This window comes from Streptococcus saliviloxodontae (genome assembly GCF_016908655.1).
GTDB lineage: Bacteria > Bacillota > Bacilli > Lactobacillales > Streptococcaceae > Streptococcus > Streptococcus saliviloxodontae.
Window position 1 is genome coordinate 64,362 of sequence record NZ_JAFBEI010000002.1, and the last position, 26,447, is coordinate 90,808.

At 38.8% G+C, this 26,447-nt stretch carries 21 protein-coding genes and 1 tRNA gene; 17 read left to right on the forward strand and 5 right to left on the reverse strand.

What is annotated here, in order from left to right:
• The first annotated feature begins 38 nt into the window (after nucleotides 1-38).
• Entirely contained in the window at nucleotides 39-1,433 is a 1,395-nt protein-coding gene (locus JOC31_RS00795; RefSeq protein WP_205016320.1) for an HAD-IIB family hydrolase, read from the forward strand.
• 40 nt (nucleotides 1,434-1,473) lie between these two features.
• Here JOC31_RS00795 and JOC31_RS00800 read toward each other — a convergent pair whose 3' ends face one another.
• Nucleotides 1,474-1,926: a universal stress protein gene (locus tag JOC31_RS00800; protein WP_205016321.1), complete on the reverse strand. Its 453-nt coding sequence runs from the start codon at nucleotides 1,924-1,926 to the stop codon at nucleotides 1,474-1,476.
• Nucleotides 1,927-2,073: 147 nt separating this feature from the next.
• On the opposite strand from JOC31_RS00800, the gene JOC31_RS00805 reads away from it, so the two are divergent.
• The 4 genes from JOC31_RS00805 to JOC31_RS00820 all read left to right on the forward strand — a co-directional run bounded on the left by JOC31_RS00805 (nucleotide 2,074) and on the right by JOC31_RS00820 (nucleotide 6,967).
• Nucleotides 2,074-3,828, forward strand: coding sequence for a glycerophosphoryl diester phosphodiesterase membrane domain-containing protein (locus tag JOC31_RS00805; protein WP_239551610.1), 1,755 nt, complete (start codon nucleotides 2,074-2,076; stop codon nucleotides 3,826-3,828).
• Between the two features lie 270 nt (nucleotides 3,829-4,098).
• Nucleotides 4,099-5,313, forward strand: coding sequence for a pyridoxal phosphate-dependent aminotransferase (locus JOC31_RS00810; RefSeq protein ID WP_205016342.1), 1,215 nt, complete (start codon nucleotides 4,099-4,101; stop codon nucleotides 5,311-5,313).
• Between the two features lie 313 nt (nucleotides 5,314-5,626).
• Nucleotides 5,627-6,412 (forward strand): GTP-sensing pleiotropic transcriptional regulator CodY, encoded by a 786-nt coding sequence (gene codY, locus JOC31_RS00815; RefSeq protein WP_205016322.1) that lies wholly within the window; start codon nucleotides 5,627-5,629, stop codon nucleotides 6,410-6,412.
• 3 nt (nucleotides 6,413-6,415) lie between these two features.
• Complete coding sequence (locus tag JOC31_RS00820; protein WP_205016323.1) at nucleotides 6,416-6,967, forward strand: cysteine hydrolase family protein; 552 nt, start codon at nucleotides 6,416-6,418, stop codon at nucleotides 6,965-6,967.
• A 19-nt stretch (nucleotides 6,968-6,986) separates the two neighbouring features.
• Here the strand turns inward: JOC31_RS00820 and JOC31_RS00825 are convergent, their stop codons facing one another.
• Nucleotides 6,987-7,964, reverse strand: a complete 978-nt coding sequence (locus tag JOC31_RS00825) for a hypothetical protein (RefSeq protein ID WP_205016324.1) — start codon at nucleotides 7,962-7,964, stop codon at nucleotides 6,987-6,989.
• Nucleotides 7,965-8,084: 120 nt separating this feature from the next.
• Here JOC31_RS00825 and gatC point away from each other — a divergent pair, with 120 nt between their 5' ends.
• From gatC to JOC31_RS00875, 10 genes are all read left to right on the forward strand, one after another.
• Nucleotides 8,085-8,387: an Asp-tRNA(Asn)/Glu-tRNA(Gln) amidotransferase subunit GatC gene (gene gatC / locus JOC31_RS00830; protein WP_205016325.1), complete on the forward strand. Its 303-nt coding sequence runs from the start codon at nucleotides 8,085-8,087 to the stop codon at nucleotides 8,385-8,387.
• A complete protein-coding gene (gene gatA / locus JOC31_RS00835; protein WP_205016326.1) occupies nucleotides 8,387-9,853 on the forward strand; it encodes an Asp-tRNA(Asn)/Glu-tRNA(Gln) amidotransferase subunit GatA in 1,467 nt (488 codons plus the stop codon). The genes gatC and gatA overlap by 1 nt, the downstream gene beginning before the upstream one ends.
• Nucleotides 9,853-11,289, forward strand: a complete 1,437-nt coding sequence (gene gatB / locus JOC31_RS00840; RefSeq protein WP_205016327.1) for an Asp-tRNA(Asn)/Glu-tRNA(Gln) amidotransferase subunit GatB — start codon at nucleotides 9,853-9,855, stop codon at nucleotides 11,287-11,289. Before gatA ends, gatB begins: the two co-directional genes overlap by 1 nt.
• A gap of 87 nt (nucleotides 11,290-11,376) precedes the next feature.
• Entirely contained in the window at nucleotides 11,377-12,279 is a 903-nt protein-coding gene (locus JOC31_RS00845) for a DMT family transporter (protein ID WP_205016328.1), read from the forward strand.
• A gap of 519 nt (nucleotides 12,280-12,798) precedes the next feature.
• On the forward strand, nucleotides 12,799-16,344 hold the full coding sequence (locus JOC31_RS00850) for a glycoside hydrolase family 66 protein (RefSeq protein ID WP_205016329.1): 3,546 nt from the start codon (nucleotides 12,799-12,801) through the stop codon (nucleotides 16,342-16,344).
• A 77-nt stretch (nucleotides 16,345-16,421) separates the two neighbouring features.
• Complete coding sequence (locus tag JOC31_RS00855; protein ID WP_205016330.1) at nucleotides 16,422-16,634, forward strand: hypothetical protein; 213 nt, start codon at nucleotides 16,422-16,424, stop codon at nucleotides 16,632-16,634.
• Between the two features lie 267 nt (nucleotides 16,635-16,901).
• Entirely contained in the window at nucleotides 16,902-17,177 is a 276-nt protein-coding gene (locus JOC31_RS00860; protein WP_205016331.1) for a helix-turn-helix domain-containing protein, read from the forward strand.
• Between the two features lie 11 nt (nucleotides 17,178-17,188).
• On the forward strand, nucleotides 17,189-17,389 hold the full coding sequence (locus tag JOC31_RS09820) for a hypothetical protein (RefSeq protein WP_239551611.1): 201 nt from the start codon (nucleotides 17,189-17,191) through the stop codon (nucleotides 17,387-17,389).
• 13 nt (nucleotides 17,390-17,402) lie between these two features.
• Nucleotides 17,403-20,069, forward strand: a complete 2,667-nt coding sequence (locus tag JOC31_RS00870) for an N-6 DNA methylase (RefSeq protein WP_205016332.1) — start codon at nucleotides 17,403-17,405, stop codon at nucleotides 20,067-20,069.
• Complete coding sequence (locus tag JOC31_RS00875) at nucleotides 20,059-21,483, forward strand: restriction endonuclease subunit S domain-containing protein (protein ID WP_205016333.1); 1,425 nt, start codon at nucleotides 20,059-20,061, stop codon at nucleotides 21,481-21,483. The genes JOC31_RS00870 and JOC31_RS00875 overlap by 11 nt, the downstream gene beginning before the upstream one ends.
• Here the strand turns inward: JOC31_RS00875 and JOC31_RS00880 are convergent.
• Nucleotides 21,478-23,076, reverse strand: coding sequence for an IS1 family transposase (locus JOC31_RS00880; RefSeq protein ID WP_205016334.1), 1,599 nt, complete (start codon nucleotides 23,074-23,076; stop codon nucleotides 21,478-21,480). The genes JOC31_RS00875 and JOC31_RS00880 overlap by 6 nt on opposite strands.
• 219 nt (nucleotides 23,077-23,295) lie before the next feature.
• Between JOC31_RS00880 and JOC31_RS00885 the strand changes: the two genes are divergently transcribed.
• Nucleotides 23,296-23,366 (forward strand) — tRNA-Thr (locus JOC31_RS00885).
• A 110-nt stretch (nucleotides 23,367-23,476) separates the two neighbouring features.
• Here JOC31_RS00885 and JOC31_RS00890 read toward each other — a convergent pair.
• Both JOC31_RS00890 and JOC31_RS00895 read right to left on the reverse strand, forming a co-directional pair.
• On the reverse strand, nucleotides 23,477-24,736 hold the full coding sequence (locus JOC31_RS00890; RefSeq protein ID WP_205016335.1) for an ISL3 family transposase: 1,260 nt from the start codon (nucleotides 24,734-24,736) through the stop codon (nucleotides 23,477-23,479).
• A 266-nt stretch (nucleotides 24,737-25,002) separates the two neighbouring features.
• On the reverse strand, nucleotides 25,003-25,539 hold the full coding sequence (locus JOC31_RS00895; protein ID WP_205016336.1) for a TetR/AcrR family transcriptional regulator: 537 nt from the start codon (nucleotides 25,537-25,539) through the stop codon (nucleotides 25,003-25,005).
• 262 nt (nucleotides 25,540-25,801) lie between these two features.
• On the opposite strand from JOC31_RS00895, the gene JOC31_RS00900 reads away from it, so the two are divergent.
• On the forward strand, nucleotides 25,802-26,107 hold the full coding sequence (locus JOC31_RS00900) for a hypothetical protein (RefSeq protein ID WP_205016337.1): 306 nt from the start codon (nucleotides 25,802-25,804) through the stop codon (nucleotides 26,105-26,107).
• Nucleotides 26,108-26,447 lie beyond the last annotated feature (340 nt).

The following is a 26,447-nucleotide window of genomic DNA, read 5'->3' on the forward strand; positions in this document are numbered from 1 at the left end:
AATTTATTGTAACATAAAAAGAAAGAGGAAAGCAGTAATTGGCAATTAAAGCTGTGTTTTTTGATATTGATGGGACGCTGTTGAGTGATACGAAACGGGTTCAAAAATCAACGCAGAAAGCTATCCAAAGTTTGAAAGAACAAGGCATCTTGGTAGGGCTTGCGACTGGTCGTGGTCCAGGTTTTGTGGAGCCTTTTATGGACAATCTTGGCTTAGATTTTGCAGTCACTTATAATGGTCAATACATTTTTACAAGGGATCGCATCCTTTATCAAAACCAGCTGTCAAAATCGATGATTTATCGTGTGATTCGTTACGCTAGTGATAAGCGTCGTGAAATTTCTCTAGGAACCTCATCAGGTTTGGTAGGTTCTGGGATTATTGGGATGGGGACCAGCCCTTTTGGTCAGTTGGTATCTACTATAGTTCCTAAAAAATGGGCAAAAGCAGTCGAACGCAGTTTTAAACATTTGGTGAGGCGTTTTAAACCACAAAATATTGAAGCCCTCAAAACGATCATGCGTGAGCCAGTTTATCAGATTGTTCTCGTAGCCACAGAAGGAGAGACTCAAAAACTTCAAAATCGCTTTCCACAAATCAAAGTAACCCGTTCGAGTCCTTATTCAGCCGATCTGATTTCCAGAAACCAATCTAAAATTCATGGGATTTATCGAGTTGGTCAGGTCTTTGGTTTTGAGATGTCTGAAGTCATGGCTTTTGGAGACTCTGAAAACGACATTGAGATGTTGTCTGGTGTCGGAGTGGGCGTTGCTATGGGAAATGCCAAAGACGAGGTTAAATCAGCCGCTCACTACACAACAGCATCCAATAATAACGATGGCATCTCAAAAGCACTAGCCCACTATGGTTTGGTTCATTTGATGCCTGAACATAGTTTTAAATCTAGCGATGAGAACTTTAATAAGGTTAAGGATTTCCATCAGTTGATGGATGGTGAAACCTGTGAGACCCCTCGTCTATATGATATGGTAGAAGGAGGTCATCGCTCAGATTTTAAAGTAGAAGAAATCGTTGAATTCCTCTATGCTGCTTGTCAGGGCAATCCAGAGCTTTTTGAGCAGGCGGTTGCTAACCTGCATCAGGCGGTTGATAAAGCTGCTAAAAAAGTCTTGTCAAAACCACATCCAGAAAGTCCTTTGGTGGGACAAGTGGATGCTTTGACAGACTTGCTCTACCTAACTTACGGCTCATTTGTGTTAATGGGGGTAGATCCCAAACCTTTCTTTGATACCGTTCATGAAGCGAACATGGGTAAAATTTTCCCAGATGGCAAGGCACATTTTGATCCGGTAACGCATAAAATTTTAAAACCAGATGATTGGGAGGAGCGCTTTGCTCCTGAGCCATCTATCAGAAGAGAATTAGATAGACAGATTCAAAAATCCTTAAATCGAAAAAAAGATGACAAATGAAAGCACGCCTAGATTTTCTGGGCGTGCTTTTGTTTATTGTTTAAAAGACTTTATCTGTATCACGTACGACCAAGAGGTCAACTTTAGCGTGTCTCATAATATATTCGGATGAAGAGCCGATAAGGAGGCGTTCGAAAGTATTGAGACCAGTCGCACCAACCATGATGAGATCGACCTTTTCTTTGTCTGGGATATCTTTAGCAAGAAGAGTCTTTGGATTACCAAATTCGATGACTTGACGGATCTTGCTGAGACCACGTTCGCGTGCTTGTCTATCAAAGTCAGCTAAGACATCTTTGGCTTCTTGTTCAAGTTTTTCATAGATATAAGAGTCAAAAGTAGCAACGCTTTGGAGAGCGCGTGTATCGATGACGTGTGTCAGGAGTAGCTCTGCACCATTGCGTAGAGCTACGTTAACAGCCTTGTTAAAAGCGAGTTCTGATTCGTAGGAACCATCGATTGCGACTAGAATACGTTCATATTTTTGAGACATAAGCTTGCCCTCCTTGTTAGTTGTTGGGAAGACCTTCCCAAGTTCACCTTTATTATACTCCCATTTGAAAGAAAATGAAAGCGTTTCAGTGAAATTTTCCTATCATTTTTTGATAAAATAAAGGTATTCTATTTTTGAGGTAGTGATATGTCTTTAATGAAGATGATTCAGACGGTTTTAAAAGATCTTTACCGTCATCGTTACACCTATACCTTGCGAGGAATGGTCTTGCAGTTGGTGGTGACCTTAGGGGGCTCTTTTGTCTTATCCTTGCTGTTTAGGATGCTATTGATCAGTAGTCATTTACCAGGGATCACGACAGATAACCTTGGCAGTTTTTTGGCAAATCCTGTGACCCTGTTATTACTTTTGGGGTATCTTTTTGCCTTGGCTTTTCTGGTGTATTTTGAATTTTCCCTCTTGGTAGAGATGATTAGACATAAGGAAGCTAAGTTGAGTCTAACCTTTAGGCGTTTACGGACGGATACTCTCAATTTTCTGAGGTCTATCTCTGGTTGGCATCTGTTTGCTTTCATATTTTATCTGGTTCTCACTTTACCTTTCTTGCAGTTCCTTTTTTCATCAGTTTTACTGGAAGGTCTCTATATTCCAAAATTTTTAACTGGAGAATTGTTAAAATCAACTCAAGGAAAGTGGCTTTATTACAGCCTTTATCTTGGTTTAGCCTATCTTAATATCCGCTTGATTTTTACCATCCCGTTTACGGTAACCGGTCAGGGGGAACGATTTGTGTATCACATGCTATCATCGTGGCGAGAGACCAAAGGGGTGAAGAGTTTTCGCTTGTTTGGGCTAGTGATAGCCCTGCTCATTTTGATGTTTATCATGGGAGTGATATCAAGTATTGGCATCGGTATTGCTAGTTATTTGGATAGTCATCAGGATAATCTATTGATCGAGGTCTTGTTTTTGTCCTTTATTTGGGGACTTAGCTTTGTGGGAACCTTACTCTTTAAATTGACTTCTTTGTCGTACTTGTTGACGCTTATTGGACGTGACAGGGCTGACCATCTTTCAGAAGCATCTAGAGAAAGGGTCAAACGTCGTGGTATGCTCTTGCTAGTTCTGGTGACCATTATCGGTGGGGTAAGTTTGATTTATAATAGCATACAGGCATCAGACAAGGCCGAAACGAATGCTCAAATATTGGCTCATCGAGGCGATGTGAATAAGGGTGTGGAAAATTCTCTAGAAGCTTTGGAGGCAGCTGCCAAAGAAGGTGCTGATTATGTTGAAATGGATGTTATTTTGTCAAAAGATAAGCAGTTTATTGTGAGTCACGACAATAACTTAAAACGTTTGACAGGAAAAGACAAGTTGATTTCGCAGTCGAAAGCGCGTGATGTGATTGGACTAGCTACCCATCAAAATGGTCACACGAGTCGTATCGTTTCTTTTGACACCTATGTCGCCAAGGCTAAGGAGTTAGGGGTTAAACTCTTGGTCGAACTAAAGCCAACAGGAGAGGAGCCAGAAGACTATGAGCAGCTATTTGTGACTAAACTGAAGGAACTAGGTGTTAGTCAGACCTACTTAGCGATGTCACTGAAGCTAGCAACGATTGAAAAGGTCGAAAAGTTAGCTCCTGAAATCCAAACGGGTTACACCATCTCCTTACAGCTTGGTGATTTTACAAGTCAAGTCGTTGATTTCTATGCTTTAGAAGAGTTTTCTTACAATAAACTACTGGTTGATCGTGCCCATCATCTGAAGAAAAAGGTCTTTATTTGGACTGTGAATGATACTGATGATATTGATAAATACCTTCAGACAGACGTTGACGGAGTGATTACTGACTATCCTGCACTTGTTAAATCAGAAAAAGAACTGTTGAATAAGGATCAATCCTACTTGGCTTATTTCCTACGATTGATGCAATAATAGAAAGTTTGATAATTCTGACAATAAGGTATATAATACTTGATAAGCTAAAAAGCCTCTCGTGATAAGATAAGGTCACGTGGCTTTTGACTTATCACTATAACGCTAACCCAGCTACTTTTGAAGGTGCTTTATGATAGAGCCCTTCATGAGTACTTAGTATAACAAGAGATAGCAAAAACTATTTCGTAACAAGGTTCCTAGCTCTTCTAAGTGAGGAGCTTCTATGTTATTAGGAAAGGAAGAGAGTCCCCTCTCTTGGTAGATATGATGAAAATTTACGATAAATCTTCAAAGTTAGAGCATGTTGCTTATGATATTCGTGGTCCGATTTTAGATGAAGCCAATCGTATGATTGCAAATGGCGAAAAGATTTTGCGTCTCAATACAGGAAATCCAGCCGAATTTGGTTTTACAGCACCTGATGAGGTTATTCGTGATTTGATTATGAATGCCCGTCATAGTGAGGGCTATTCAGATAGTAAAGGAATCTTCTCAGCCCGCAAAGCAATCATGCAGTATTGTCAGGTGAAGGGGATTCAAGGCGTTGATATCGATGATATCTATATTGGAAATGGCGTATCTGAGATGATTTCACTCTCTTTGCAAGCTCTGCTTGATAATGGAGATGAGGTGTTGGTGCCTATGCCAGATTATCCCTTGTGGACAGCTTGTGTCAGTCTAGCAGGGGGAAATGCCGTACACTACGTCTGTGATGAAAAGGCAGGATGGTATCCTGATATCGATGATATCAAATCAAAGATTACCTCAAATACCAAAGCTATCGTCGTCATCAACCCTAACAACCCGACAGGCTCTCTATATCCTAAGGATATTTTAGAAGAATTGGTTGATATTGCAAGACAACATGACTTGATTATCTTTGCTGATGAAATTTACGACCGCCTTGTTATGGATGGTAAAGAGCATACGGCCATTGCTAGTCTAGCGCCTGATGTTTTCTGCGTGTCAATGAATGGTCTTTCCAAGTCTCATCGCATTTGTGGTTTCCGTGTGGGCTGGATGGTCTTGTCTGGTCCTAAGCAAAATGTTAAGGGCTACATTGAAGGACTGAACATGCTTGCTAATATGCGCCTTTGTTCGAATGTTTTGGCGCAACACGTTGTTCAAACCTCGCTTGGAGGCTACCAGTCTGTTGATGAACTCTTGGTTCCTGGAGGTCGCATCTATGAGCAACGTGAGTTTATCACTAAAGCCATCAATGATATTCCGGGCTTGTCAGCTGTGAAGCCGACTGCAGGACTTTATATTTTCCCTAAAATTGATCGCGACATGTATCGTATCGACGATGATGAAGAGTTTTGTTTGCAACTTTTGAAGCAAGAGAAGGTTATGTTGGTACCAGGGAAAGGTTTCAACTGGAATGAACCAGATCACTTCCGAATTGTCTATCTTCCACGTGTAGAAGAACTAGCAGAAGTTCAAGATAAACTAACACGCGTTTTAGCTCAGTACAAACGTTAAATTAAAAAATTGACTTTGATTTTGTTCAATTAAAGTCAATTTTTTGTGTGTATTTTTGAAAAAGTAGAAAGAATGTTCGATAATATTGTGAATTGTATAAAGTTTTCAAGTCAATTGCGAAAATAATACTTCGGAAAAAAGAGATAAAAACTGTATATTTTGAAGAATGTGAAGTATAAAAGTTTAAAAAACCGAATGATTTTGTTTCTTTTTTGGATAATAAAAAATTTTCTGATAATTGTTTGCAATTCGACAGTAGCTTTGTTATAATGACTATGAATGACTAAAAAGAAAGAAATGAAAGAGTAATAATATGCCAAATTTGTTAGAAAAAACGAGAAAAATTACCTCTATTTTGCAACGCTCTGTGGATAGTCTTGATACAGATCTACCATATAACACTATGGCAGCGCAGTTAGCAGACATCATTGACTGTAATGCTTGTATTATCAACGGTGGTGGTAACCTTCTCGGTTATGCCATGAAGTACAAGACCAACACAGACCGTGTCGAAGAGTTCTTTGAAGCTAAGCAATTTCCAGATAGCTATGTGAAGGCTGCTAGCCGTGTCTATGATACAGAGGCTAATTTGTCAGTTGATAGCGATTTGACCATCTTCCCAGTAGAATCAAAAGATATCTATCCAGATGGTTTGACAACAATTGCCCCTATCTACGGTGGTGGTATGCGTCTAGGATCATTTATCATTTGGCGTAATGACGATGAGTTCCATGATGATGATTTGATTTTGGTTGAAATCGCTTCTACGGTAGTTGGTCTTCAGTTGTTGAACCTTCAAACTGAGAACCTTGAAGAAACAATCCGTAAACAGACGGCTGTTAATATGGCTATCAATACTTTGTCATATTCAGAAATGAAAGCAGTTGCTGCTATCCTTCACGAGCTTGATGGTATCGAAGGCCGCTTGACAGCATCTGTTATTGCAGACCGTATCGGTATTACACGTTCTGTTATTGTTAATGCCCTTCGTAAGTTAGAGTCTGCTGGTATTATTGAAAGCCGTTCTCTAGGTATGAAAGGAACATACCTTAAAGTTATTAACGAAGGTATCTTCGACAAGATTAAGGACTATGACTAGGATATGAGCAAAGCACTGATTTCAATTGATTACACTGTAGATTTTGTAGCAGATGAGGGTAAATTAACAGCTGGTAAGCCTGCTCAGAAGATTGAGGAGCGCATCACTACCGTTACGAAAGAAGCTTATGACAACGGAGATTACGTCTTTTTCATGATTGATTGTCATGATGAAGAGGATGTTTTCCACCCTGAGACAAAGCTTTTTCCGCCACATAATATCAAAGGGACTCAAGGTCGCCGTCTCTATGGCGGCTTAGGTGATTTCTATGAGCAAATTCGCTACGATAGACGCGTGTTTTGGATGGATAAACGTCATTATTCTGCTTTTGCAGGGACAGATCTTGATATCCGATTGCGTGAGCGCCGCGTTACGACTCTTGTTTTGACAGGTGTTCTTAGTGATATTTGTGTCTTGCATACTGCAATTGATGCCTATAACTTAGGCTACGACATTGAAATTCAGGCCTCTGCCATTGCTTCATTGACAGAAGAAGCGCACCAATTTGCCCTCAACCATTTTAAAACGGTTCTAGGTGCTAAGATTATTGATTAAAAAGATAAGAGTAGCTATATCAGCTGCTCTTATCTTTTTTTATCGTCTCTGTTAAGGGGATTAGGATAGCGTTGATTTCTTTTCGCAAATAATCGTTGAGGGTATAGTTCTGATGGCTCATGGCTGTTTTTAGCTTGCGATAGTCTTGGTCTTGGATAAAGTCTCGAGCGAGGAAATACTCCAGTAGTTCTTGATTAAAGTCACTTGGTAGGAGGTGACGCTTGTTTTTACGTCGACGAGTAATGGTTTGGATGGCTTTGTAGGAGCTAGGAGCAAGGTGTTCACTTGTTTTTTTCTCTGGGGTGTTAGGCTGGGAGTTGTTTATCCTAGTTTTAGCTGTATTTTCTCTCCTGGTTAGTTGTGCTTGGAGCTGTGCAACTTGATTTTCTAATTCTTGGATACGTTTTTGATAAGCGAAGCTAGAGTGGTCCAAGGTCTCTAGGTGCAACTCTTTTCGTGGCTGGTCTAGGAGAAAAGGCTTGATAAAGTCTTGCCATAAGGTCGTTAGCTCTGCGTATTCTTCAGGTGAGTGAGAGGCTCTACGACCCCCCTTGTGGATCAGTTCGTTAAAACGCTTGTAGTCAGCGTAAGCATGAAAGTTATTCTCAGGACGTTCGCTGAAAACATCGTTTTCCCACAGGTAGTTAATCAAGCTCTGTGGAAAATGCGTTTTAGTGAAAATAGGTTCCTCATCTTCCTTAGCGGTTTGTTTGAGTTTGCCCAGTTTTTTGAGGGAATCTGCAGGAAGAAAGTCAGTTGCTGCAGTGAAGTAGGTGATGCAGTTGGCACCGATGTGGATAAGTACCTTGCCGTTGTGGACATTTTCCAGCTCGTACCAGTCCTTGATACCAGGTTGTCCACAGAGACAGCGGATAGAACCATCGATTTCGTTGTGAATCTTGGAAATGGTCTGCCACTCTTTGATGGCAGTTGGAAGGTGTTTTGAAACAGAGTTTTCTAGGATTTTCTCAGCTAGTGGTTGGCGAATTTTTCCCATGATGCTCCTTTTTGTATTCCTAATATATTGCTAAGACTTAATTATAGCATAAGTGCTGATAGAATCATGCTTTTATGATATACTAATTGAGACTATGTAAAAATACAAGAGGAGAAATTCATGAAAATTTCTGAAGAAGAAGTTCGCCATGTGGCTAAGTTGTCAAAGCTTGAGTTTACGGACCAAGAAACGGCAGCCTTTGCGACAACTTTGACTAAAATTGTTGATATGGTTGCCTTACTTGATGAGGTTGACACGACGGATGTGCCTGTCACAACAACTATGGCTGATAGAAAGACAGTTGTTCGTCCTGATGTGGCAGAAAAAGGCACTGACCGTGCTTTGCTATTTAAAAATGTCCCTGAAAAAGAGGATAACTTTATCAAAGTGCCAGCGATTTTTGAAGATGGAGGAGATGCCTAATGTCTTTTAATGATAAAACGATTGAAGAATTGCATGACCTTCTGGTCAAGAAAGAAATCTCTGCGACAGAGTTAACTCAGGCGACGCTTGAGGACGTTCATGCGCGTGAAGAAGCTGTTGGTTCTTTCATCACAGTAGCTGATGAGGCAGCTCTTGCCCAAGCCAAGGCTATTGACGAAGCAGGTATCGATGCCGACAACATGATGTCTGGTATTCCGCTGGCTGTTAAGGACAACATCTCTACCAAGGGTATTTTGACAACAGCTGCATCTAAAATGCTCTATAACTACGAGCCGATCTTTGATGCGACTTCTGTTGCACAGGCCTATGACAAGGGTATGATTGTCATCGGTAAGACTAACATGGACGAGTTTGCTATGGGTGGATCAACTGAGACGTCCTATTTCAAGAAAACCAAGAATGCTTGGGATCAAACCAAGGTTCCTGGAGGGTCATCAGGTGGCTCTGCCACAGCAGTTGCTTCAGGTCAGGTTCGTTTGTCACTAGGCTCTGACACAGGAGGCTCTATCCGCCAACCAGCAGCCTTTAACGGTATCGTTGGTCTTAAACCAACTTATGGAACAGTGTCACGTTTTGGTCTTTTTGCTTTCGGGTCATCGCTTGACCAGATTGGACCATTTTCACAGACGGTTAAGGAAAATGCCCAGTTGCTCAACGTCATTTCTGGAGCTGATGACAAGGATGCGACATCTGCACCTGTTCATGTGGCTGATTTTACCTCAAAAATCGGTCAGGACATCAAAGGTATGAAAATTGCTTTGCCTAAGGAATACTTGGGAGAAGGAATTGATCCAAAAATCAAGGAAAATATCCTTGCAGCAGCTCAGCAATTTGAAAAAATGGGAGCTATCGTAGAAGAAGTTAGCCTACCGCACAGCAAGTACGGTGTGGCCGTTTACTACATCATCGCTTCGTCAGAAGCATCGTCAAACTTGCAACGTTTTGATGGGATTCGCTATGGTTTCCGTGCTGAAGACGCTAAAAACTTGGAAGAAATCTATGTCAAAACACGTAGCCAAGGTTTCGGTGAAGAGGTGAAACGCCGTATCATGCTTGGTACTTTCAGTCTGTCATCTGGTTACTACGATGCTTACTTCAAGAAAGCTGGTCAAGTGCGTACCTTGATTATTGACGATTTTAACAAGGTTTTTGCGGATTATGACTTGATTTTGGGGCCAACAGCACCGACAGTTGCCTACGACCTTGGTAGCCAAAGCCAAGACCCTGTTGCCATGTACTTGGCTGACCTTTTGACGATTCCTGTCAATCTTGCAGGTCTTCCAGGCATTTCAATCCCATCAGGTTTTGTGGACGGTCTGCCAGTTGGCTTGCAGTTGATCGGTCCAAAATACTCAGAAGAGACTATCTATCAAGCGGCAGCAGCTTTTGAGGCGACAACTGATTATCACAAACAACAACCTGTCATCTTTGGAGGTGCGAACTAATGAACTTTGAAACCATTATCGGACTTGAAGTCCACGTTGAATTGAACACCAACTCAAAGATTTTCTCACCATCATCTGCTCATTTCGGTGAAGATCCAAATGCCAATACCAATGTGATTGACTGGTCATTCCCAGGTGTTCTGCCAGTAATGAACAAGGGTGTTATCGATGCAGGTATCAAGGCATCGTTAGCGCTTAACATGGACATTCACCAGCACATGCACTTTGATCGTAAGAACTATTTCTACCCTGATAATCCAAAAGCCTACCAAATTTCACAATTTGATGAGCCGATTGGTTACAATGGTTGGATCGAAGTAGCTCTTGAAGATGGTTCTACTAAAAAAATCCGTATCGAGCGTGCTCATTTGGAAGAGGATGCTGGTAAGAATACCCACGGTGCGCAAGCTTCATTGGTTGACCTCAACCGTCAAGGGGTGCCACTGATTGAAATCGTGTCTGAAGCGGATATGCGCTCTCCTGAAGAGGCTTACGCTTACCTGACTGCTCTTAAAGAAATCATCCAGTACACAGGGATCTCTGACGTGAAGATGGAAGAAGGTTCTATGCGTGTGGATGCCAATATTTCGCTTCGCCCTTATGGTCAAGAGAAGTTTGGTGTTAAAACAGAGCTTAAAAACCTTAACTCTTTCTCAAATGTCCGTAAAGGTCTAGAGTACGAAGTGGCTCGCCAAGAGAAGATCTTGCGTGCAGGCGGTCAAATCCAACAAGAAACACGCCGTTACGATGAAGCGAACAAGGCTACGATCCTTATGCGTGTCAAAGAAGGTGCAGCGGATTACCGTTACTTCCCAGAACCTGATCTACCACTTTACGAGATTTCGGATGAGTGGATTGAGGAAATGCGTCAAACCCTTCCTAAATTCCCGGCAGAACGTCGTGCAGCTTATGTGTCTGAACTTGGTCTTTCAGACTACGATGCTAGCCAGTTGACAGCGACTAAGGCAACATCAGACTTCTTTGAAGCAGCTGTTGCTATCGGTGGTGATGCCAAGCAGGTCTCTAACTGGTTGCAAGGTGAAGTGGCTCAATTCCTCAATGCAGAAGGTAAAACCATCGAGCAAATTGAGTTGACACCAGAGAACTTGGTGGAAATGATTGCCATCATCGAAGATGGTACTATCTCATCTAAGATTGCCAAGAAAGTCTTTGTTCACTTAGCTAAGAACGGTGGATCAGCGCGTGAATACGTTGAAAAAGCAGGACTCGTTCAGATTTCTGATCCAGATGTTCTTATTCCGATTATCCATCAAGTCTTCGCAGACAATGAAGCAGCTGTTGCAGACTTCAAGTCTGGTAAACGTAATGCGGACAAGGCCTTCACAGGTTTCTTGATGAAAGCGACAAAAGGACAAGCCAATCCACAAGTGGCTCTTAAACTTTTGGCACAAGAATTGCAAAAATTATTGGATTAGTCTATTTGAAAATCATCCATAAGGGTGATTTTTTTCTGGACAAGATGTTATAATGGTAGGACTACCATTACCATGAGGGGAGAAGTAATGTCTAAAGAAAGTAAAGGGACTATTATGGTTCTGACAGCAGGAATTGCATGGGGGATATCTGGTGTCTCTGGTCAATATTTGATGGGCCATGGTATCAATGTCAACTTATTGACGACTTTGCGCCTCTTGGTTTCAGGTCTGGTTTTAACAGCTTTGGCTTATATGAATCAAAAGGAAATCTTGATTGCTCTGATACGCCAGAAAAAAGCCTTATTGGGGGTTTTACTCTTTAGCTTGACAGGTTTATTGATGAACCAATACGCCTATTTGAATGCAATTAAAGAAACAAATGCTGGAACTGCTACAGTGCTACAGTATTTAACGCCAGTACTGATTTTGGCATTTATTTGCTTAAAAAATCGTACGAAGCCAACGATGTTAGAAGTGATAGCCATTTTATTAGCCATTTTTGGAACTTACGTTATGGCGACCCACGGTCGTTGGGATAGTCTAGCCATAACTCCTAATGGTCTTTTCTGGGGTCTCTTATCAGCAGTAACCTATGCTCTTTATATTTTGATTCCAGCGCGATTAATTCGAGAGTGGGGCAGTTTACCTGTTATTGGTTTAGGGATGCTGATGGGTGGTGTGATTTTTCCTGTTTTGACGCAGTCATGGCAGTATCAGGTCGTGATGTCTACGGGAAATATCTTGGCTTTCTTTGGTATCATTGGTATTGGAACCCTATTTGCTTATACTTTTTTCTTAAAAGGGACAACCTTGGTGGGACCTGTAAAGGGGAGTTTATTGGCGTCAGTTGAGCCAGTAGCGTCAGTATTTTTTTCGGTTCTGATTATGAGGGAGTCTTTTTACCCAATTGATTTTTTGGGAATGATTTGTATCTTCTTAGCCGTCCTTCTGATTTCGGTTAAGGACCTAGTTGCCTCAAAAAGTGCTTAACTACGAAGAAAGTGTCTTTTCTTGGGTTAGAAGGACTGAGCGCTTCAGATTGGTCACTAATGAGTAAGTCCTGCTGATCATTTATCATCATCTTGTGATTGTTTATCACTTTTATTAGTTATGTGCTCCTAAGGAGATTCTCTAATATCAAGAAATAGCTAGCCTTTGTTCATTGGAATAAAGGCTTTTTCATTGTATTGTGACCTAACCAAAAAGAAGAGCTAGCACAGGGCTAGCTCTTCTTGGAGATTATGAAAAAGAAAAGTTTATTTAGGATTGGCTATAGTATAGTTGACCAGCCTTAAAGAAAACTAAAACAGTCTTAAAGATTACGGGGTTAAGTGATTTATCGTAACTGTAGCAGGTCTCTTAGCTTATTTTTGAGTCATTATGTTTAAGGGTGGTTAAAAATTTTTGTTTCTCTTTTTCTGAAAACTTTCTGAAATAACTTGAAGTATCAACCTATTTATGATATTCTTGAAGATAGATTAAAAAAGGATGAGGTTTAAAAGAGAGAAGATGGAAAATAAAAAGAGCTTCTATGGCTTTATTGTTGCCTTATGTTGTTTACTAGTTCCGTTTAGGACGGTATCTGCCGAAGAGGATGGAGGTCAGACACCAGAGGTTGATTTTTCAGATGTTTCGGAGGTAGCCACAGAGGCATTACTGACTCAAACGACTGTGCAGAGTATGACAACAGAGCAGTTGGCAGAGCAATTATTGGGAGAGACTTCAGTCGATGATGTAAGCAGAGCCGAAGGAGAGAGTTATGAAGTACCTGCTTTAGAGACTTCTACTGAAGGGGATACATCAATGGAGGATTCGAGTCAAGACCGTTCAGAAGAGGTCATTACAGACTCTGATGTATCAGAGGGAGATGTGGTTAGCACGACCAGTTCACTGTCAGAAGAACCGGCCTCACTGATGAATCAGGAAATGACACAAGAACTACCAGAAGAGTCTCAGACGATAGCTTCTGCTAGTATAAATCTTGATAAAAATCCTTATTTAACAAATCCAGTAGCTAGTCAAGCGACTTATCAATCAGGTCAGAATGTAGCCTATTCTTTTCAAGTGACGAATGCAACAAAGCAAGAGCAAGCAATGACAGTTAAGTTGAGCCTAGCTCAAGCTAATCTGATTAAAGGGGAAGTGAAAAAAGCAACACCAGTTCTTGCAGTTGGAGAGACTTATGCGTTTGATAATCTAACCCTTCCTGCAAGTTGGTTTGCTAATAATACAGGTTATCTGGTAACGGTGAGTGTATCAGATGCTTCTGATCATCTATTAGCAGAAAAACATGTTGGTCTATCTGTCGAAGAAGACTGGACAGTCTTTCCGAGATATGGCGTTGTCGCAGGGTCTCCAAATAGTGACAATAGCCTTCTTCTTGAGAATATGGAGAAGTATAAGCAGGAATTAGCCTTGATGTCTGCCATGAATATCAATTCATACTTCTTTTATGATGTGTATCACACCACGACAGATCCCTTGCCAGACCTTCCTAGATTTAAGCAGGACTGGAATACTTGGAGTGACACCTATGTGGAGACTAAGTCAGTGTCTGAATTAGTGGATACTGTTCATCAATTAGGTGCCAAAGCCATGCTGTACAACATGATTGCAGCAGACTCTAACCCTAGTCAACCAGTCTTTTCAAAAGATAAGATGGTCTATAATTTTTACGACGAAGGTTATGGGGATCCGAAGCAAGTGATGACCTACTCGATTGACGGACAGCCTTTTCAAATTTATTACAACCCAGCAGATAAAGACTGGCAAGACTTTATCTCAACCAAGATGCTTGAAGCTATGAAACGTTATGGTTTTGATGGCTGGCAGGGAGACACAATCGGAGATAACCGTGTGACGACTGCAGCAGATGCAGGTAAAGGTGACTTTGAAAAATCATTTATGATGAGCGATACCTATGCTGAGTTTATTAGCCGTGTCAAAGACGTCTTTGGTTCAGACTACTATTTCACCCTTAATGATATTAATGGGGAGAATATCTATAAGACCTATCAAGTTCCTCAAGATGTAATTTATACCGAACTTTGGCCAAATGGAAGATCAGCAATAAAAGGACGTTCACAGACGAGTTACGGTGATTTGAAAGCTCGTATTGATCAAGCCTATGACTATACTGGTCAGTCATTGCTGGTTGGTGCCTATATGGAAGAGCCTGAGTTTGATTATGATCATGACAGTCTTCCATTGAATGGGTCAGCTCGTGATGTTAAGGCAGGTAAAGGGTTTCAAGCAGATGCAGCCTTGTTGGTAGATGCGGTTGTTGCTGCCTCGGGAGGCTATCATATGAGCTTGGCTGCACTTGCAAATCCTAAGGCTGACCTTAGCCTCTTGCAGACAGCTTATTACCCAACTCAAACTTTGACGGTATCACCAGAGATGCTCAATCGTCTCTACAACTATCAGCAGTTCGTAACTGCCTATGAAAATCTTCTGCGTGGGGGATTGGAGAATGAAAATCCTGATTTGATTAGTACCCAAGATAATAAAGGGCAACTAGTCTCTAAAGATTCGACCGGAACAAGCGGTCATCAGGTTTGGACATTTACGAAGGCTTCCGAAAATGTTAAGACTATCCAATTGATTAATCTGATGGGAATCAGTGCTGAGTGGAAAAATTCAGATGGATTTGAAGAGAATAAAACACCACAGGAGCAATCCAATCTGACTGTCTCTTACAAGTTGCCAGGTTACAGCAGAGAAGAAGTAGAGGTCATGGCAACTCAAACCTATCTCACTTCACCAGATGATTGGTTAAGTTCAAGTGTCTTACCACTTGAAGCAAGCGTCTATACAGACGAGGATGGCAATTTTGGACTACAGATTCAGGTGCCTAAACTAAGCCTGTGGGATATGATCTTTATTAAGACAAAGTTGGAAAAGGAAGAAGAAATCCCTCTGCTTGATCAAACTGATGAGCAGCCAGTGTCTCCGCAATCAAGTGAAATCACTCCACAACCTGAGCTTTCAGAACCAAGCCTTCCGACAACTTCTCCGATAGAAGAGTCTCAACCATCTTCAGACCATGATGGAGGATCGGCTCCTCAGGAAACATGGCCAGAAGAGATTATTACTGAGAAAGACAGTCAGGCCTCATCTGATACTAGTCAGTCAGAAGATGTGTCCCCTGTCATAGAAGAGAACTTTGGGCCTCAAGCAGAGGAAGTTACTGAACCTGTTTCTCCTACTGAGAGCCTTTCAGACAGGGTTCAAGCAGAAGAAACACAGTCTCATCTAGAACCGACAGAAGTCTCACCTTCTGTAGAAGTCACTCTACCTAGTCAGAACGATACCGTATCTGCTGAGGAAATTCCGTCTGAGGTAGCAACTGATGAGCCTATTTTGGTCGATTTTGTGAGTGGTGATACTTTCTCAAACAACTACCACGATCAGTCAGTGGAGCCCTATGTTCCATCAAGTCCTAAAGTGACAGAAATAGCAGAAAACTCTTCTGAAAAAGATGATAAGGCCTTGGAGCAAGAACATTCCTTTTCACTTTCTCCAGAATATCACCAAGAAGCTGTCTCTGACAAAGATACTAATAAAGACAGTGTTCTAGAACTAACCCCTTTGGAAGAGACGGTAGAAGCCCCTCATCAAACTGATGAAAATGGGGTTACTAGGCTACAAGAGTCAGTGGACTTGGTGCCAAAGAGTCAAGAGGAGATTAATCCTTCTATCGCTGAAGTAGCGGACGTTTCTCCTACAAAGGATGAAAACGAAGAGATGCAACCAGTAAATGTTAACTTGACAGAAGCATCCGTTTTATCACCAGAGACAGACCTTGTCTCGGTCCTTGTGATTCAAACTGAAAAAACAGTTTATATCCAATTGCCTAAGCGTATAGAAACAGAAAAACGTGACTTTTCTAATGATAGCGAGAAGCCTCAGCGATTAACAGAAGAGGAGACGTCATCGCGTTTACCAGAGACCTCTTCGAAAAACTCTTATATCTTAACGTTTTTAGGCGCCTTAACAACAATTTCTGCTTTTCTTTTACTAAGAAAAACTAAAAAAGAAAAATCAATTAATTGACAAAATAAGTTTGGTATCAGATAATTATCTGACAATAGTTATACTATTTTAAATCAAATCTAAGGAGACTAGTTCTAGTGAAAAAAAACCTTATTTTAGTTGCTGTATTGTTTGTATCTACCTTGGGAGTAGCTTCTTTTGCTAAACCTGTAAAGGCAGCAACCGTAGCAACAACACAGCGCAGCACTTTTCAAGCCATTAAATACAGTGACGTTGTAAGTTCTGACTTGCAAAATGCTGAAAAAGGGTATGATCAACTCATCAAAATCCGAGTAAAACGCCGTCGCTAATCCTATCGATAATGGTATTGCTACCACTGTCGTAAGCCAACCTGATAGAGAGCAGTAGGAAATTATATATTCCAATCAGTGAGTGGTAATCCATAAAAACTTCAAACTCCTTGTAGCTCTAGGTATAAGAAAAGCTATTCTACCGAAAAATGAGGTAAAATAGCTTATTTTTGTTGTTTTCATGTTGAGAATCAGAAATTTTTCTGATGTAGTTTGATTTGCTACACTTTAATTATGATATAATCATAATTGTAAAGGGGGATTTTTATGGAATTTACTCTTGAGCCTTTTGCTAATGATTCTTTTAAAATTTTAAAATCGTTGATGGAGCATCAAGTTGAGGTAAAAGGTCATTGGTATGTAGCGCTTTCTCAACAAGAAATAGCAGACATGAATCACATGTCTAAACTGAAAACAAATCGTATCTTACGGGAATTGAAAGAAGGGAATTTTGTTATTCCTTATCAAAATAAACGTGGGAAATACGAAATTACTGAGCAAGGTCACAAAGTTCTACGACTTATGCTAAAAAATAACACTTGATAAGGAGAAAAATGATGTTATACTCATCAGCACAGCACAGCACAGCACAGCACAGCACAGCACAGCACAGCACAGCACAGCACAGCACAGCACAGCACAGCACAGCACAGCACAGCACAGTAACTAAGGTTATTTTTACAACCTTTTTTCATAATACAAAAATAAAAACAGAATTTATTATGCAATTCATAGATTCTGTTTTTTGTATTTGAGAGGGGCTGTAATATGGAAGTTAAAGATTTACTTAAAAAAAATGAATTTGGGTTGCTAACAGCTTTTTCTAAGGAGGAAATTCAATGGCTTAACGATAGGATTAATCTTCGAAAAGATGGAAAGGCTGGAGTTGAGTGTGTTGTTAGGGGGTTGAATAGGGATAATGATTACTTTGAATTAAAACCAGAGGAAATCGTTAGACAGCTATATGCTCATCAACTTATCGAGACTTATGGTTACCCAAAAGAATTACTTGATTTTGAAGTTTTGACAACGTTTGCAGGCCGAGAAAAAATCAGGGAAAAGAGAATTGACATAGCTATTTATGAGAATAGCAAGAAAAAGAAAATATCGGCTATTATTGAAGTGAAGAGACCCAACGTAACAGATGAAAACAAAATTGAAGGAGATGAGTCGACAACTCCTAAAGAACAAATGGCTTCATATTGTAAGCAAAATCAAGCTCAAATAGGCGTAATTACAAACGGTGGAAGTCTATTGAAATTTTATAAATCTCCTGACTTTGATAATGAATTGTCTTTATCTGCTTTTCTACGTTATGGAGAAGATATTGAAGATTGGGTCAATGGGCAAAAATTTACACTTAAACAACTCATGATTTACGACCGTTTAAATAATGAAACTCTAAAAGAAGTTATCTCAGATGTTGAACAACGTTTTGGAGCAAATGATTCTAGCGATAAAGCATTTGATGAGCTGTTTAAGCTCATCTTCACAAAACTTTATGATGAAAAAATGTCTGCGGATGATGCGGATGAAATTTCAAATCAAATGCGTTATGGTGGTCGTTCACTTAAAGAGATAGATGATACAGGCTTTCGTGCGTTAGAATTTCGAGCTAAAGAGCATGATAATACAAATTTGATTTATGACAATATCTCTGAACTCTTTGAAAAAGCAAAGAATAAATGGACTGGTGTCTTTCCAACCAACTCAAAGTTAGAGATGCAAAAAGCAACTGTCAAAGCGTGTGTCAAGGAACTTCAAAATGTAAAACTATTTAACTCCAACTTAGAGGTTGTGGATGAAGCATTTGAACAGCTTGTAAATAAGGGGCAAAAAGGGGATATGGGACAATATTTCACGCCACGCTATGTTATTGATATGTGTGTGAAAATGTTAAATCCTTCTCCTGATGAAAAAATGATTGATACCGCAGCAGGCAGTTGCGGATTTCCAATGCATACTATATTCCATTCTTGGAATATCTTAAATCCCAATAAAGATAATCTCTTTACTACTGCTAAGCGAACACAAAGGGAAGAAGATTACGTTAAGGAAAACGTATTCGGTATTGATTTTAGTGAAAAAAGTGTCCGAGTTGGGCGTATGCTTAATATTGTTGCTGGAGATGGGCATACCAATGTCATTGAGTTAAATACTTTAGACTATGAAAATTGGACAAAAGATTATGTCAAAAATGAAGAATGGTCTGATAAGTACAGAGAAGGTTTTGACAGATTAAAAAAACTTAGTCGTAATTTAAAGGCAAAAACTGACAGTAAACGCTTCAAAGAATTTGATTTTGATATTGTAATGGCGAACCCACCATTCGCAGGAGATTTAACAAATAAGGAGCAGTTAAGACAGTATCTATTAGGTCGAAAAAATGGGGTAACTAAAGAAAAACTTCAGAATAAGGTTGGTAGAGATATATTATTTATCGAGAGAAATATTGATTTTTTAAAACCTGGTGGGAGAATGGCTGTTGTTTTACCTCAAGGACGTTTTAATAATGCTAACGAAAAATATATTCGTGATTATATTTTAGAACGTTGTCGCTTACTAGGGGTAGTTGGCTTGCATAGTCATGTTTTTAAACCTCATACAAGCACAAAAACTAGTGTATTATTTGTTCAGAAATGGACTGATGAATCTTGTGGATATCCCAATATTTGTCCCAAACCCCAGGCTGATGAAAATGGAGATGTCGATTATCCTATTTTCTTTGCAACTATGCAAGAACCTACCAAAGACAGTTCAGGAGACAAAATCTATGTTTCTGAAAATTATCTTACTTGGAACCAGTATGAGTATGAAACTGTTAGAGTGATTACTCGTAAAAGTGATGGTGTGTTTCTTTCGGAGCAAGAATTTGATGAGGAGAAAAATAAAAAAGAGTTCAAAAAATCTCATTATAAAATTCAGACAGAAAATAGGGTTACTAAAATAGAGAAAACCACTAATAATGGGGAAAAACAATTTATAAGGGATTTATTTATAGAGGAATATGGAGAACTGAATAACCACAGGTATTGGCAACTAGAAAATGTAGAATTTATCATTAAGAAAAATAAAAAAACGGATGGCAAACCTGAAAAGCTCTCTATCGGAGAGTATTTATCACTAAACACATCAGAAAAAAAAGACTATAAGAAATCTCCTATTTTTGGGAAAAACAATAATAAATTTATTTCCTATGATGAGTATAATCAACTTTCTAGTGAATGGAAGAAATTTTACAAAGTAACTGAGGAAGTCATTGAATATTCAGAGCGTATCAGGGATACTCATGGGCATATTTTTGTAAAACATGATTTGTTCAATCATGACCCATTACTAGAAAATAAAAATCCGCATAACATTTACTCACAAGACGGTATTGCAGAAGCATTTTTGGAGTTTGCTAAGAAAGAGGGGCTATCTTTTGTCAAATGAAAAATTAGAAGTATCTATATTAAATGTTAGGGAGATAGCCAAAAATAGTGAATTTAGAATTGACTCAGAGTTTTTTAAAAATGAATATCTTCAACTTGATTTAATTTTAAAAGACGCTAATTATATCGAAAATATTGTAGAGATGTCTGATGTCACTTCAAACGGTAGTTTTAAAGCAATTAGCAATATACTGAATGATACAAATCCAAAAGAAGTTCCGTATATTAGGTCGGGAAATGTTGGGAACACTTTCCTAAATATTAATGAATTAACAAAAATATCTGAGGTGGCTCATAAAAAATTGCCAGCCTCGCAGACAAAACTTTATGATATAATGATGGCAAGAAAAGGAAAAATTGGTGGTGCATCGATTATTACTGAAGGTGAGGTTGGGTTCAACTGTAATGAAAATGTTGTTAAATTAACTATTATCGATGATAGCTTTAACCCCTTCTACTTTACAACGTTTTTTAATTCAAAATTTGGTTTGAAACAGGTTGAACGTTTTTCAACAGGAAATGTTCAACCTTGGCTTAGTATGTTTCAGATACGAAAGTTAAAAATTCCACGAATGTCAGATAACTTCCAAATGGAAATTGAGAAAATCGTAAAAAATGCTTTGTCCCAAAAGAGATTATCTGATCTAAGTTATCATGATGTCAACAAAGAGTTATTAAGAATCCTAAATATACGGATAGATAGCAACGAATTTTCAGATAAGCAAATCTCAATAAAAAATATTAAACAGATTGAAGTATCGAATCGTATTGATGCTGAATATTATCAGCCAAAATTTGATTATTTGCTTAAACAAATTGAAGAAAATGAATTTGATAAACTTAAAAACTTAATTGATATAAAAAAATCCATTGAACCTGGTTCTAACTTTTATGAAGAAGAAGGGATTCCTTTTGTTCGTGTTGCAGATATTGATAAGTTTGGAATTGACAATCCAAAAGTTTATTTGCCCTCTGAATACTTTTCACAGGCTATTTCTCCCAAAAAAGGTACAATACTTTTCTCAAAAGATGGAACTTGCGGAATAGCGTATAAAGTTGATGAAGATAGGAAATTAATTACTTCAAGTGCCTTATTGCATCTAATAAAAAAAGATAATATTAGCATTGATCTAGATTATTTAACTCTAGTCCTTAACTCTCCAATTGTTCAAATGCAAGCTAAAAGAGATGCAGGAGGTTCTATTATTAAGCATTGGAGTGTTCCACAAATAGAACAAGTTCTTATTCCAATGTTAGATGAAAATGCTCAGAAAGATATAGGGAACCTGATTAGAGAATCATTTTCATTAAGGAGAAAGAGCAATGAGTTGTTAAAGATAGCTGTGAAAGCTGTTGAAATTGCGATAGAAGAGAATGAAGAGAAAGCCCTCGCTTTTATAGATGAGAATTTATAATACATACCCACTAGATCTCATCACTTCTAAATCTTCTTCGTCTATAAGTTGGTTTCTATCTCTAGCTAACTGCTGATAGATAATATCTTGAATTTTGTCTTGTTTTAAAATCAGTGACACTAAAGACCAATGCGCTAATTTCCTATACTTAGTTAAGTGACACTCCTTGGCTATCTCAAAGAGACGGCTTTTAGGGAGGTCAAGAAGGTACTCACGCTTGTTAAAGGAATAAACACCGTCTTCCTCGTTAAACTTGAAATAAGGATTATCAATAGCTGTTCTAGCTTTCTCGGTTTCCTCTTTCAAGACTTCCATATAACGAGGACTTGGTTTTGGTAATACTAATTCTTTTTGCCTTACTTCAGTTGAAGTAAGGTTTTTCTTTGTCTTTAGGATTTCAGTAAAGATGGCTTCAGCGTCTGCTTTAGACGTTGGGTAGTGTCCGTGTTCCACTCTCCAATTACGGATATAAGCAAAATAGCCAATATAGTCTTGTAGGTACTTAGTAGAAACATTCGTCATATCACGGTTGATAAAACGCTTGATGTCATTATGTAATTCATTGACACGAGCTAATGACAAGCCATTTTGATATTTAATATCATTGAATTTATCAAAGAGAATTTCGCCACGATTAGTGATCTTGTCAGTTATACCTTCATAGTACAGGTGTTCCAATACCTTCTTATTGGCTTTCTTTTCAAATTCATCGGTTGCTTGAATAATATAGCCATGATTTCCTATAATTTTAAGAAAGTTAGATGGTCTAACATAGTGAGGTGTGTTGGTTACACGACAATATTCTTCATAGATATTATTAGCGTCACTACATAGAAAAGCAGGGCTATCAAAATGGTCATGAAAAAGTTCATAGAAAATATTGGTAGATAGCCTTCCTAAACTTGCGACCTTACAAACACAGTAACCACGATTATCAATGGCAGTTACAACTGTTGCAAACTCAGAACCCATGACACCGAACTTAGAGGATTGGCGACCATAACGAGGTTTACGTTCTTCAGTTTGTGTAACCATTGATTTAAGATGACGACTTCCTTTTTGACTCTCACGGACGAAAGTTTCATCTACTTGTACGATACCACTTAATATAGGCATTGGAATATTAGCCATAGCAGTAATAAGTTTTAAACGCCATAACCAAACTGTCTTAATATCAATCCCAATACAAGAATAGTCATTGATAAGGACATTACGCATATCTTCAATAGAGTAACCGTTTAGGGTCATTTCAAGGACTTTAAGCCAAATATCCCAGTGCCACCTTGTTTTTTCTAAAACAGTTCCTGAAAAACGAGTGAAACGCTTAGAGCAGCCTTTACATTTGAAGACTTGAATATTATTTCGCTTACCATATTTACTGATTGATGGTGAACCACATTGAGGACATGAACTATTGACACCTAACTTCGCCAAGCGTTCCTCAAAGTTTGAAACTACGACAAGGTTCATAGTATCACTAACATCAACCTTTTGACTATTTGCATACTGACGTACAACTTTATTGAAGTCTGCAAAAGGTAATTGAGAAACATAGTTGATCACATCATTCAAACTTAGCGCTTTTTGACTCATAAACACACCTCAATCTATTCACATAGTTTAATTATCTACACTATAGTTATATCATAAAATAAATTTGAATTCACAACGAGAAAGTGATAAATCTGAGTAAATTGAAGTTGGAATACCTCTTCAAATAAAGTTTTATAGCCATCACCCTATTATTGGAATATATAAGTAGGAAAAAAGAGGCTTGCTTCTGCCCCTATTTTATGCTATTATAGGTTGGTAGCCGCTATAGTTAAATGGTATAATAGAGCAATGGTAATGCTCAGTTCCGAGTTCAATTCTCGGTGGTGGCATCGATACAAAAGCATCCTAGTATTGGAGAACGTCTTCCGAACTAGGATGCTTTTTTGGTCTATATCAAAAAAGGGTGGCTCTTTGTCAACTGTAGTGGGTTGACTTATAATCAGCAGCGAGAGAGAATCAGATTGGTTCTCTCTTTTTGCATGTTTAAAGCGATGAGAATCCGTTTTTTGAAGTTCGTAAAGTTCCTAAAACCAAAAGCGTTGCGCTTAATGACTTTGATGAGATTGTTAGTAGCCTCCAGCTTGGCGTTGGAATAAGGGAGCATCATTGCATTGATGATCTTGTCCTGGTCTTTGAGGAAGGTTGAAAAAACAGTCTTGAAGCTAGGATTAACCTCCTTGATGGTATCTGCAATGAGCCCGAAGAAGTGCTCGGTTTGCTTTTCTTGAAAATGAAAGAGAAGACACTGGTAGAGTTCATAGTGCTGCTTCAGCTCATCAGAGTAGCTCAAAAGGCGTTTGACAATCTCGTGATTGGTCAAATGAGCCCGGAAGGTTGGACGGTAAAACCGTTTGTCACTAAGCTTTCGACTATCCTGCTGAATGAGCTTCCAATAACGTTTCAAGGCTCGATACTCGTGGGATTTACGGTCAAATTGGTTCATGATTTGAATGCGAAAACGGTTCATGGCACGGGACAAATTTTGGATGATGTGAAAACGATCAAGAACAATTTCTGCGTTGGGAAAGAGCGACTTCGCGATATCGTAGTAGGGACTAAACATGTCCATGGTAATGACTTTGACGCGTTTACGAATCTTGTAAGAATAGCGCATGAAGTATTTTTTGATGACAGCTTGAGTTCGTCCATCAAGGATAGCGATAATCTTGTTGGACTCGAAATCTTGGGCGATGAAACTCATTTTCCCCTTTTTAAAAGCATACTCATCCCAAGACATGACTTGAGGCAAGTGGTTTAAGTCAGTCTGATACTCATGGCGATCTAGTTGTCGATAAACCGTTGAGACGGAGACAGAGAGGTCATTTGCGATTTTAGTCATAGCCTCACGACTCATGAGTTTTTCTGTGATTTTGTGGTTAATGATGTTGGGAATCTGATGATTTTCCCTAACTAGAGACGTCTTAGCGATGGTCATTTTGCCACAGGCTTTGCATTTGAAACGACGCTTTTTAAGGCGGATGAGAACTTTGAAGCCCACCGTTTCAAGGTAGGGGATCTTACAAGGTTTCTGGAAATCGTACTTAGCCATCTGTCCTTGACAAGCAGGACATTTAGGAGGGTTGTAATCCAATTTGGCATGGTATTCTCTGTGTGTGGAATGTGTTTCCATTTTGTCATCAAAAATGATGTTAGGGTCTTTAATATTGAGTGATTCTTTGATATAATTTTGTAGTTCCATGTGACACTTTCTAATGATGGTTTAGTCGCTTTTCATTATAAGTCATATGGGACTTTTTGCATACCGTCAAAAAGCCCTACAATATCTGAATGAGATTTACCCACTACAGAAATTATAGAGCCAAAAGGGTTTGGAACAGCTGTTCCAAACCCTGAGGAGATTTATGAAAAAGAAAAGTTTTAGGATGGTTATAGTATATAAAGTCATCCTAAAACTTTTCTTAAACTATTTAATACTCCCTAAACCACCTATTGATAGTTTTAGGCTTATCGGTGTTGATTAATGGGGTGCTTGATGGTTTTAGCCATTTCAGCTGGACTTTCTTTAGCACCAGTTTTAATCCAGGTAATAATAAGTGAATAAATTGTTGTGATATAAATTTCTATAGCAAATTTCTCTTGCATCTCATAGTAGTTGCGAACTTTTTGTTTGAGATCAATATCAGAATGTAAAATGGTGTCTGATATAAACGTCTTAAGAGTTAGTTCGATATCTGGAAAATGGTCGATTAAGCTATAGACGAGACTGTAATGTTCTTTGATATAGGCTAATGCCTGTGAAATAACAGGCTCTCCTAGCTTTCTATCTGGAATGAGGATAACAGAGATATCATCCAATAATTTCGCTGAAATAACCTCCACCATGTTTTCTTTATTGGAAAAGTGATTGTAAAAGGTAGCTCGACTGACGCCAGCTGTTTCAGTAATATCTTGAATCGTCAACTGTTCGAATTCTTTTTCAGTTAATAATGTTACTAGAGCTGCTGAGATTTTTTGCTCAGAAATAGACCATTTGTAAGTCATTCTAGCAATCTCCTTCAAATAAATTATAAAGTATATACAATTAGAAATCAAGGGAAATCTTTGAAAATGCAAAAATTTAATCTTAGGGATAAAATATTAAGAAGATAAAAAATATTTGACATTTCATCTTAATTTGTAAAAGGTCCTGAAAGAAAATAGTGTATTCTAAGGCTGAGACTATTTAATGGTGTCTAGATAACTCTTGCCCATAACAAATTCGTGTGACAGAGTGACATAACATTTATGTTGAAAGGGACCGCATATGAACTATTTTTTAAAGAGCCACGTAGCATTGACTGATACTAATTGCCATGCCTTATTTCATGAATTTTTAATCAGTGATGATAATGGAAATGACTACTATATCAGAATGCCAAAAGAGATGAAAGAAGTACGCTTTTTACTTCGTTTTAAATCATCACAAGCTTTAGGAAAAAGAGAGACGGAATTGTTGGAAGAGATTTGCCATGGAGAGGCCTTTCAAAACTGCCGTACCTCATACGATGACTTTTTAGTATTTGCTAGCGATCATGATTTAGGTGTTGATGTCCTCTATAATCGTTTGTAGTAGCGATAGGAGAGAGGAGATAAGGACAAGAGCTTCTCTAGTCATTAAATAGTAAGATTTCTACAGGAAGTAGAGAGACTGTAGAATAGGTAAAGAAGAGTTTGGGACAAAAGAGGTCTCAAACTCTTTTTAGTCTGGTGGGATAGTAACGGTATAAAGCAACTCTTTTAGCCGAGACACTGGCGATTGAAACTTGATACTAAAGTAAACTCTCTTAGAACTTGTGGATTTTTTAGGGAAATTGCACACGACAAACGCATGAAGAAAATATCGTTTTCAGAAATTAATTTCATAAACTAGATAAACGACCTCCGGTATAATAGTAGTGGAGGTCGTTGTT

Coding starts and splice junctions, on each gene's coding strand:
- gatB (WP_205016327.1), top strand. CDS start 9,853: ATGAACTTTGAAACCATTATCGGACTTGAAGTCCACGTTGAATTGAAC.
- gatA (WP_205016326.1), top strand. CDS start 8,387: ATGTCTTTTAATGATAAAACGATTGAAGAATTGCATGACCTTCTGGTC.
- JOC31_RS00895 (WP_205016336.1), bottom strand. CDS start 25,539: ATGACTTACAAATGGTCTATTTCTGAGCAAAAAATCTCAGCAGCTCTA.
- JOC31_RS00825 (WP_205016324.1), bottom strand. CDS start 7,964: ATGGGAAAAATTCGCCAACCACTAGCTGAGAAAATCCTAGAAAACTCT.
- JOC31_RS00845 (WP_205016328.1), top strand. CDS start 11,377: ATGTCTAAAGAAAGTAAAGGGACTATTATGGTTCTGACAGCAGGAATT.
- JOC31_RS00820 (WP_205016323.1), top strand. CDS start 6,416: ATGAGCAAAGCACTGATTTCAATTGATTACACTGTAGATTTTGTAGCA.
- JOC31_RS00890 (WP_205016335.1), bottom strand. CDS start 24,736: ATGGAACTACAAAATTATATCAAAGAATCACTCAATATTAAAGACCCT.
- codY (WP_205016322.1), top strand. CDS start 5,627: ATGCCAAATTTGTTAGAAAAAACGAGAAAAATTACCTCTATTTTGCAA.
- JOC31_RS00850 (WP_205016329.1), top strand. CDS start 12,799: ATGGAAAATAAAAAGAGCTTCTATGGCTTTATTGTTGCCTTATGTTGT.
- JOC31_RS00800 (WP_205016321.1), bottom strand. CDS start 1,926: ATGTCTCAAAAATATGAACGTATTCTAGTCGCAATCGATGGTTCCTAC.
- JOC31_RS09820 (WP_239551611.1), top strand. CDS start 17,189: ATGATGTTATACTCATCAGCACAGCACAGCACAGCACAGCACAGCACA.
- JOC31_RS00810 (WP_205016342.1), top strand. CDS start 4,099: ATGAAAATTTACGATAAATCTTCAAAGTTAGAGCATGTTGCTTATGAT.
- JOC31_RS00870 (WP_205016332.1), top strand. CDS start 17,403: ATGGAAGTTAAAGATTTACTTAAAAAAAATGAATTTGGGTTGCTAACA.
- JOC31_RS00880 (WP_205016334.1), bottom strand. CDS start 23,076: ATGAGTCAAAAAGCGCTAAGTTTGAATGATGTGATCAACTATGTTTCT.
- JOC31_RS00900 (WP_205016337.1), top strand. CDS start 25,802: ATGAACTATTTTTTAAAGAGCCACGTAGCATTGACTGATACTAATTGC.
- gatC (WP_205016325.1), top strand. CDS start 8,085: ATGAAAATTTCTGAAGAAGAAGTTCGCCATGTGGCTAAGTTGTCAAAG.
- JOC31_RS00860 (WP_205016331.1), top strand. CDS start 16,902: ATGGAATTTACTCTTGAGCCTTTTGCTAATGATTCTTTTAAAATTTTA.
- JOC31_RS00805 (WP_239551610.1), top strand. CDS start 2,074: ATGTCTTTAATGAAGATGATTCAGACGGTTTTAAAAGATCTTTACCGT.